General features: G+C 53.8%; 8 protein-coding genes and 1 pseudogene. 5 read left to right on the top strand and 4 right to left on the bottom strand.

The window, feature by feature from the left end; all coding sequences use genetic code 11:
* Both WBC85_RS07275 and WBC85_RS07270 read right to left on the bottom strand, forming a co-directional pair.
* On the bottom strand, positions 1-643 hold a 643-nt coding region (locus WBC85_RS07275; RefSeq protein ID WP_424434572.1), incomplete at its 3' end, for a hypothetical protein.
* A gap of 54 nt (positions 644-697) precedes the next feature.
* Positions 698-1,447: an ABC transporter permease gene (locus WBC85_RS07270; RefSeq protein ID WP_424434569.1), complete on the bottom strand. Its 750-nt coding sequence runs from the start codon at positions 1,445-1,447 to the stop codon at positions 698-700.
* A gap of 219 nt (positions 1,448-1,666) precedes the next feature.
* On the opposite strand from WBC85_RS07270, the gene WBC85_RS07265 reads away from it, so the two are divergent.
* From WBC85_RS07265 to WBC85_RS07255, 3 genes are read left to right on the top strand one after another with little or no spacing between them, the layout of a single operon-like run.
* Positions 1,667-2,767, top strand: coding sequence for a capsule biosynthesis protein (locus WBC85_RS07265; protein WP_424434566.1), 1,101 nt, complete (start codon positions 1,667-1,669; stop codon positions 2,765-2,767).
* Between the two features lie 4 nt (positions 2,768-2,771).
* Positions 2,772-3,437 (top strand): ABC transporter ATP-binding protein, encoded by a 666-nt coding sequence (locus WBC85_RS07260; protein WP_424434563.1) that lies wholly within the window; start codon positions 2,772-2,774, stop codon positions 3,435-3,437.
* A 42-nt stretch (positions 3,438-3,479) separates the two neighbouring features.
* Complete coding sequence (locus tag WBC85_RS07255) at positions 3,480-4,250, top strand: sulfotransferase family 2 domain-containing protein (protein WP_424434560.1); 771 nt, start codon at positions 3,480-3,482, stop codon at positions 4,248-4,250.
* 13 nt (positions 4,251-4,263) lie between these two features.
* On the opposite strand, the gene WBC85_RS07250 is transcribed toward WBC85_RS07255, so the two are convergent.
* On the bottom strand, positions 4,264-6,795 hold the full coding sequence (locus tag WBC85_RS07250; RefSeq protein WP_424434557.1) for a hypothetical protein: 2,532 nt from the start codon (positions 6,793-6,795) through the stop codon (positions 4,264-4,266).
* A 126-nt stretch (positions 6,796-6,921) separates the two neighbouring features.
* On the opposite strand from WBC85_RS07250, the gene WBC85_RS07245 reads away from it, so the two are divergent.
* Positions 6,922-7,731, top strand: a complete 810-nt coding sequence (locus tag WBC85_RS07245; protein WP_424434554.1) for a glycosyltransferase — start codon at positions 6,922-6,924, stop codon at positions 7,729-7,731.
* Positions 7,732-7,745: 14 nt separating this feature from the next.
* Positions 7,746-8,525 carry a metallophosphoesterase family protein gene (locus tag WBC85_RS07240; RefSeq protein ID WP_424434551.1) on the top strand — a complete coding sequence of 260 codons (780 nt, stop codon included), beginning with the start codon at positions 7,746-7,748 and terminating at the stop codon, positions 8,523-8,525.
* Here the strand turns inward: WBC85_RS07240 and WBC85_RS07235 are convergent.
* Positions 8,522-9,067, bottom strand: a pseudogene (locus WBC85_RS07235) (heme biosynthesis protein HemY); the annotation flags it as partial. The gene WBC85_RS07240 and the pseudogene WBC85_RS07235 sit on opposite strands and share 4 nt — an antisense overlap.

Here is a 9,067-nt window from a genome sequence, read left to right as displayed (position 1 = left end):
ATGCGTTAAACACGGGCATGATGATCGTCAGCTTTTGTTTGCTACGGGGCGTCGCACACTTTTCAAAAACCCGCGCATCCAGGATATTGCTGATCTGACGATGTTCCATCCCTAACGCCCGTTTGGCGCGTAAACGGTTCACAACTGTTGGCGAGGCAAGCGCACGTACCAAAGCAGGTGCCGCGCGCAGCATATCTTTCGCAAAGCTGATCCTGATGTGAATATGCGATTTGGCGCGCGTGATCCGGCGCACCTCAGGGCACATAATCTGAAGCGTTGATTTTCCTATCCTGAGCGATAGAAGCACCGGATAAGAGCCGCCAAACCAAGACAGATTGAAACCAGTTCGCCGCGCGGCCGCCAAACCCATCGCTGCATTCACGTCAGTGCGTAAAATGTCCGGCGTTTGCCAATTCTGGACACCGGCACCACCAATCGCGATCTTGTCTGCAATGCTCCACCCTTCCAACCGAAGGCTAGTGCGGCCATAGCAAATCCGCTCTACCTGCCCAAGTTTACGACCCTCGGCGTCGATAATTGGAAACCCCGGCGCGTAAACCACATAATGGTGTTCGCAATAGTGATCGAACAAACGAGATATTTTGGAAAGCACGTTACAAGCACCCAGTTCATAAGGTTTCATTCCTCATAGGGCCGATTCCTGAATTTTTGCCTAACTTGCGCCCTTCAAAATCCGCTAACGGTTCAGCAATCTGTCTTTAAAACGCCAGATCAGGAAGAGCCCTGCTACGCTTAAGAACAACGCCAGAAACAACACATAAGCGCCCGACACGTAGGCACCCTCATAGCCGAAATAGAGACCCTGCCGCAGCGCTCCGACAATGTGAACCACGGGGTTGAACCAAAGCCAGTCTCGAAAAGGCTGCGGTATCGATTCAAAGGTAAATACGACGCAGGACAACAGAAACATCGGTCTGTTCGCGATGCTCCAGACCCGTTGCCAAACAGGATATCGCGTCACGAGAAAGCAGTTGATTATGCCTACGCCAACACCCAGCGCGAAGGCCAGAACAAGCGCAAAGCCAATGGCTGCGAAATCCAGTTTCGCCTGCGTGCCAAAGAACACAAAGAGCCCACCCAACACCAAACCGAATACCAGCGTTTGGGTCAGCATGGTCAGCACCGCGCGCGCGATCACGGCATCAACCAAAGTCACCCTTGGATATCCAAGCAGAGGCAGCGAAAAGTTGATGGATTGCGAAACCTTACCACTAAGTTCCGAGTAGACTAAAAACGGCACCAAGCCAGAAGCATAAAAAAGCGCAAAACTTGTCCCCAATGGCGGCGCATGAAAGCCCAACGAGAAGATGAAAGTCAGCAAAGCAATGCCTGCAACAGGTTCGGCAATTGCCCACAAATAGCCACCTGGTGAGCGCCCGTAGCTTGTTGCCATTTCACGAAGGACGAGCGCGAGAATGGTCTGCATCGCCCTCGGCAATCGCAGAGGCCTGATAGATTGGGTTTTAAGCAAATGATCCGCCATTTAGCTGTGACTAGCAGCGATTGTTTACCGATTGTTTAAGACGATCTGCCAGAAGCGTTTCAGCAAAGAGGAACGGTCGTGACACTCGCTGAGAACATTTCAATTTTGAAGCCCGCTGGCAGGAACGCTCCTGCGTTTCGACCGCCTGTCAGGGTTGCGCGGATGCGCAAAAGACATGTCGCAGCGCTCGCTAGTTTTGTTCTGTTGGTTTGTCTGCCTATTGCTGTTTCTGCATGGTATTTGTGGATGCGCGCAACCGATCAGTTCGGCTCCACGCTCGCATTCAGTATCCGCAGTGAAGAGGCGAGCAGTGGGATTGAATTGCTCGGTGGTATCGCTGATCTTTCAGGTTCTGGCGCCAATGATAGCGACGTTCTTTATGACTATTTGCATAGCCAGCATTTGGTCCAAGATGTTCAGGTTGCCCTTGATATCGCGGGCATTTGGTCGGTGCCCCAGGGCGATCCCGTATTCGATTTTACAGACACAAAACTTGTCGAGGACTTGCACGCGCATTGGGATCGAATGGTCGACGTTTCGCTAGACAGCACGCGGGGCATTATTGAAGTGCACTCTAAAGCGTTCGATCCGTTTTCTGCACAACGGATCAACGAAGAAATCCTTCGCCTAAGCAATGAATTGGTAAATGATATCAACAATATCGCGCATGAGGACGCTGTGCGATATGCACTTGATGATCTCCAGCGAACCAAACGGCAGCTTGCCAGCGCGCGATCAAGCCTGACAGAATTCAGGGTGTTGAACGAGTTGGTTGATCCCGGCGTTGATGCCGGCGCGCAAACCTCCTTGCTTGCCTCGCTCGAAGCGCAGCTCACTGATACGTTGATCGAGATCGAGATGCTTTCAGCAAATACGCGGCGCTCTGACACAAGGCTTTCTCAAGCGAAACAACGCCAGAAAGTGTTGCAGGCAAGGATTGACCAAGAACGCACCAAGCGCGCAATCGGCGTGGGCGGTAACGGACGGCGCGGTTTGGCGCAGATTTTTGGCGAATATGAACGTCTGGTTGTCGAAGTAGAGTTTGCCGAACAAAGCTATCAGGCGGCGCGCGCGGGATTCGAAGCAGCGGTGTCAGAGGCGCGACGCAACACGCGGTATCTTGCGGCGCATGTTTTGCCGACCCGCGCAGATCAATCGCTTTTTCCACGGCGCGGGTTGCTTCTTTCCTTTGTCGCGCTCGCTGCCTTTCTGACATGGTCGCTGATTGCCCTGATTGGTTTCAGCTTTCTGGATCGTCGATAGCGCAATGATCCGCTTTGAGAATGTCAGCAAGACTTATGTCCTGAGCGGACAGCGAAAAACCGTGGCCCGAAATATATCGCTGACCATTCCGGATGGGGCCTGCGTCGGGCTCCTCGGGCGCAATGGGGCGGGTAAGTCAACGATGATGAAAATGATCGCCGGAACGCTTGCCCCAACAACGGGGCATATCCATCACAGTGGTAGCGTTTCCTGGCCTGTTGGTTTTGCCGGCTCTTTTCATCCCGAGTTAAGCGGTGCCCAAAACACACGTTTTATCGCGCGGATCTATGGGTGCGATACGGAAGAATTGATCGATTTCGTCAGTGATTTTGCAGAGCTTGGCGGCCATTTTCACCTGCCTTTCCGAACCTATTCCTCTGGCATGCGCTCAAGGCTCGCATTTGGAGTTTCGATGGGGGTACGGTTTGATACCTACCTAATTGACGAGGTGACTTCGGTAGGCGATGCCGTTTTTCAATCGCGCAGCCGCGATCTGCTACTTGAACGAACACGGCGCTCTGGCGCTATTGTTGTATCGCATGCTATGGGAATGATCCGTCAACTCTGCACGTCAGGTGCTGTTTTAGAAGACGGAACGCTGACCTATTTTAAAAACATCGAGGATGCTATCGCTGCCCATGAGGACAACCTCGCGCGCAAGAAGCAATGAATGTTTACCGAACATAAAGAGGAATCGCCTATCCCATAGCGCATGCTAGATTCTGCTTCGCGCCCCCCGCCCATCGTGTTCCTGCACATCCCGAAAACAGCGGGGCAAACAGTTCATAACGAATTGGCCCGCGCCGTCGGTGCACGCGATGTCAGCCCTATTCGCGTACACACTCAGGCCGCTTCGGCAGAGGATCAGTTTCCAGCTGGATACAGTCTTTATTCAGGGCATGTTGATTGGACTGCGCTGGATCAGATCCCGCGACCACGTTTTGTTTTTTCAATTTTGCGGGATCCACGCGAACGCATTGCATCCTTCTATTTCTACCTCTTGAAAGAAGCAAAGGCGCTTGACCGCGGCGCGCTCGCTGCGCCGCAAAACTCCGGAAAACGCATCATTCTGGAAAGCAGCGCGGACGACTATTTCTTTGGTGGTGATGCGGCCTGGCAAGCCTTCATTCAGGATCACTACGACAACTTCTATTGCCGCTATTTTGGCACCCGGCGCATTCGGGCGGGGCAGGGTTTTGGGGAAATGCCCGAACGGCGCAAATTACGCGGTGCACTGCGCAATATGTCGAAAATCGATTGGGTCTATTCGCTCGAAAACCTGACGGCGTTGGAGGATGATTTAAAGGCCCTATACAGTTTTGATCTCGACTTTACGGGTACGCATAGCAACGTTGGCGATCGTCCTGTTTCAGAACCGCGCTGGCCGCGGCTGCTGGCGCTTCTGGAAAGCGATGCGAGCAAACAACGCCTCCATGACTTTGTCACGCTTGATCTGTCCTTGATGGAGCGTTTGGAGCTCTGATACTCTTGGGTAATTAAACAAAGATTATGTCGTCAATCAAAGCGGCTGGATCGACCACATTAAGCAGGGTTAGCTGGTCCCCACCGAAATCAAAGACGGTGTTGCCCTCGATGACACTGGCAAAATCGAGGGCACGTGCAGCAGTGATTGCGCCGCCGCCAAGCAAATTTTGATCTAACGCGATGGTATCCCAAGTTCCGTCAAAGTCTTCGATCACATCGTTACCGGAATTAAAGACAAACGTATCCGAATGCTGACCGCCGCGAAGGATATCGTTGCCCTCTCCGCCGTAGAGAACGTCATTATGTGCGCCACCATTAAGGTAATCATTGCCTTGCCGTCCGCGCAGAACGTCGGCACCTTCGCGCCCAAACAATCGATTGGCGCCCGAGTCACCGTTCAATTGGTCATTGAAGCGGCTGCCAGCAAGGTCCTCGATACCGTCAAATTGATCTCCCGCAGCTTCGCCCGTATTGTTTGAAGGATTGTTGAGATCGACCCGAACTCCGCTCAAGGCTTCAGAGTATTGCGCACGATCGCGGTTCGCACCGCCTATCAAAACATCCTCGCCTGCGCCGCCAAACAACACGTCATCGCCAATCCCGCCATCCAATGTATCGTTGCCGCGACGTCCGAAAATGTAATCAACATTACGTCCGCCCTGAATAATGTTGTCGCTCAGATTTCCACGCAAGTTATCGAACCCTTGCGAGCCAATCAGATTTTCGATCGAGACATAGGAATCCCCCGCAGCAACATTCGTGTTGATATGCGAGAACATCAGGTCAACCCGCAGTGAACCGCGCGAGCCCTCATAACTAACCCAATCATTGCCAGTGCCGCCGTCAATGTAATCTGCGCCAACGCCGCCATTCAAAACGTCATCGCCGGCACCGCCGATCAAGACATCATCGCCAAGATTTCCACGAATGGTATCGTCCGAAAGACCGCCTTCAAGCGTGTCATTCCCTGCGCTCCCTTCATAGTTGCCGGGCTCGGTATCATCGAGCAGCGGGTCGGTGCCCCCCGTCATGTAACTCAGGTCTGTATGGGAGAGATTGAACAATTCATGCGCCGCAAGATCATCGCTATATAGCGTCGTATTGTTGATCGTGCGGATCACCAGAATTTCGTCGCCGTAGGTGATTTCCGCGCCATTATTGCGGATCGACCAGGTCAGCGCGCTGACATCATAGAGCCGACCCCAGCCAGACAGATCAATCCTGTCCATAGACGGGTCAAAGTCCAGAATGTCATCGCGTGTGCCATCTCGCGAAAGGATAAAAACATCGGCGCCATTGCCACCCGTCATAAGATCTAAGCCAGCGCCGTCGAGGATCATATCCGCACCATTGCCGCCAGTGATCGTATCATTGCCAGCGCCGCCAATCAGATAGTCCGCGTTAGAGCCGCCGCTCAACACTTCACCCGTGTCATTTGCATATTGCCCGAGCGCCTGCGCGCCCAGCTCGTAGCGTAGTTGCGTTACGCCTGCTTCGCTCTCCGAGGAAACGTAGATATCAATGCCGCTGCCACGCACGTGCGCCGTGATTGCGGTGACATTGGCAAGCGATGCGCCAAGCAGGTCTTCTTGAGCGTCCAGATGGTAAAGCCGCCCGTCAGGTAACAATTGAAACAGGCTGATCCCGTCGTCCGCACCGCCGGCAATAACAAAATGACGGTCCGCAAAACTGACCGTTTCCAGCGCCACAACGGATTGGATACGCGTGTGCAGACTGGCATTAATGTGATCTGTCGGCGTCAGCTGGCCTGTGCTTGAAATCTCCATCACCGTGAGTGACGATGTTCCGGCAGAGGCAAGAATAGCGAAACGCTGCGCGCCGCTTTCGACAATTTCCACTGCCGTCGGCGTGTCGACAGGAAGCCCGTCACCCATCCGAACAACATCAGAAATGGCTAAACCGCCATTGGCGTTGATCGTATAACTATAGATCGCATCCTGCTCGCCTGCCGCGAACAGCAAAACGTCCTGACCGCCGACCTGCGTGATCTGAAAACCCGTTAGATCAGCGCCCTGCGCTTCAAATGGCGAACTCACCTGTCCAAGCAAGGACAGGCCACCAGACGCGTTAATCTGATAGATACCAAGATCGGAACTGCCCCAGTAACTCGCATAAACGACATCGCGTGTATCAGCGGAATGAAAGATCAGTGAGCTGATACCCAGCCCGTCGGTGCCAGCCATATCAATGAGCGTATCCAGACTGCTGCCGATACCGATTTGAATGGCTTCCAGACCGTCCGCGTGACGCCCAAGGTTCACCAGAAAGTCCTGTCCACCGAAGGTGATCTGTTCCAGATGCGCAGGGCCGTCCACAGACAAAAGCGGCGCCAGCGTCAGGCTATCAACATAGCTGAGCGCGCCGCTGTTTGGGTTAACAAGATAACTGACAACACCGCCTGTAGACCCGTTCGTTCCGTAGAGCACGGTTCCATTTGCTGTCGTCACCAAATCCATGTCGCGCAGGTTCATGCTATGCGTGACTGGTCCTAGATTCCATGTATGCTGAACCGAAAGTTCCATCGTTTCGCCCCCAAGCGTTGCATTCACTCAGACTGATGTAACTGCGGGGCAGCAACTTGGGCGCTACGCGGCACAAATGAGGCGCTTCTTTAGTATTTGAAAAGGTTTTTCTGAGATTTCTAGCAGATGAACCCGACGCTCCCAATGGTCAGTATAGTGCTCGCAACGCGCGACGGTGCGATGTTTCTGGCGGAACAATTGCGCTCGATCAGTGGTCAAACCTACCCTCATTGGGACATCATCCTTAGCGATGACGGATCGCGGGATGACACGGTAAGCATCGCCCGCGATTGCATTCCAACCGTGCAGCTTCGCATCTTTGATGGTCCGCAGCGCGGGCTTGCTCAGAACTTCTGGCACGGCTTGATGCAGGTTCCCGCAGGACATTTCGTTGCATTCTGCGATCAAGATGATGTTTGGCGGCCTGACAAATTGGAACGCGCCTTGGCTTTTTTGAGGGGCGCTCGCGGGCCTTCGATCTATTCCGCTGGTCGTTTTATCACGGACGCAAAGCTAAACGTGAAAAGGGTGCAGCCCCGTTCATCCGCCTTGGGCCTGCCCGGTACACTTTTTCGCAATCGTATCGCCGGTCATACCTGTGTGCTTTCGCCAGATGCCGTTCACCTGTTGCAGCGCTTTGCACCAAGCGATGCAGTTCCGTTTCACGATTGGTGGGCCGCAATTGTGCTGCGAGCGCATGGCGCTACGTTCATCCATGATCCGGCGCCTGTTCTTTACTACCGCCAACACAACAAAAATGTCATCGGGGCGGACGGCGGGCGGATGCGTTGCGTTCTTTCGGGGCAATACGTCGCTTGGGTCAGGGCCAACCAACTCGCGCTTTTACAATTCCAAGACCAGCTTCCTCTTACTGCGAAGGTTGCGCTTCGTATTTGCCTCCCCCTGCAAGCTAGACTAAGTCGTAGATCCAAGTAACGCAGGGTAGGATCATGCTCGGTAACCTCACCAATAAGCGCGGCGGTGCAGCCAGCTCTATCAATCTGCGTCCCTTGCAGATCGAAATGACGCCAAAACGCCCCTTTTATGCTGTAGGTGACGTCCACGGATGTTTGGACCAGATGCAGGCTGCGCTGTCCAAGATCGATGATGATATCGAAGCGTTGGAGATTGACGATCCGATGCTTGTCTTTTTGGGCGATTATGTTGATCGCGGCCCAAAGTCAGCGCAGGTGCTGGACGAACTCTTTCACCTTAGCCTCGAAAATCCTGATGATCTGATCTGCCTGATGGGCAACCACGAACGCATGATGCTGGATTTTCTCGACACGCCGCTTAAGGCTGGTCCACGTTGGCTGCGCTTCGGAGGTATGGAAACGCTGGAAAGCTATAGCATCGAAGGCGTTACCCATGACGCGGGTCCAGAGCAGCTTTATGAAGCTTGCGAAGAACTGTGGGACGCCCTGCCCGAAGGATTGGAGCCCTGGCTGCGGAACCTGCCGCTTCGCTGGTCTTCAGGAAACCTGCATTGTGTGCACGCAGCGTTTGATCCTGCATTGCCAATCAGACAACAGTCGCAGGATGTCATGCTTTGGGGCTGTGACAGTTTTTTGAAAACGGCGCGCAACGATGGCAACTGGGTGATTCACGGTCACACAGTCGTCGACAAAGCAATCTGGGAGCATAGCCGCATCTCGCTTGATACGGGTTGCTATTTTACGGGCGAATTGACAGCTGCTGCCTTTACCAGCAACACCTGCCGTATTCTTTAGGACGTTTTGGCGTCTTCAGTATCTTCACCTGTGGTTTCAACGAGCTCGGCATCGACCACATCCTCAACTTCGTCCAAATCGGCTTCTTCGACATCATCAACCGAATGATCCTCAAGCGCCCCGACGATCAAAGGCAACATGGCCACACCTGTTGGCGTCGCAATGTCGGACTGGGGCGGAGATTTCCAGCTAAGCGTATCGAAGCTCGCGCAATTTTTGCACACGGGAACCCATTCAGAATGAATGTTGTTACACGCATCGCACACCCACTGTGGACCGCGCGGCGCACTAAGGGCACGGGCCAGCCAGCCCTTTACGACAGCGTCCGAGCTACCTTCACCACGCTCAATCGCCGCCATGATAGTCAAAGCGCGTGCGTCGGGCGCATTGTCGACCAGATCGCCCAGCGCGCGGCGCGCCGATGGAAAGTCCTCAGCCGCAATGAACAATTCCGCGTTTAGCATCTTGGTTTCGACATGATCCGCGTTGGATTTCGTCAGCTTCGCAAACCGCTTGATGTGTTGCTCAGGCGTCTCATCAGG

The sequence above is a fragment of the Planktotalea sp. genome (genome assembly GCF_049680325.1).
Taxonomy (GTDB): Bacteria; Pseudomonadota; Alphaproteobacteria; order Rhodobacterales; family Rhodobacteraceae; genus Planktotalea.
This window is presented reverse-complemented; position numbering and strand designations above follow the sequence as displayed.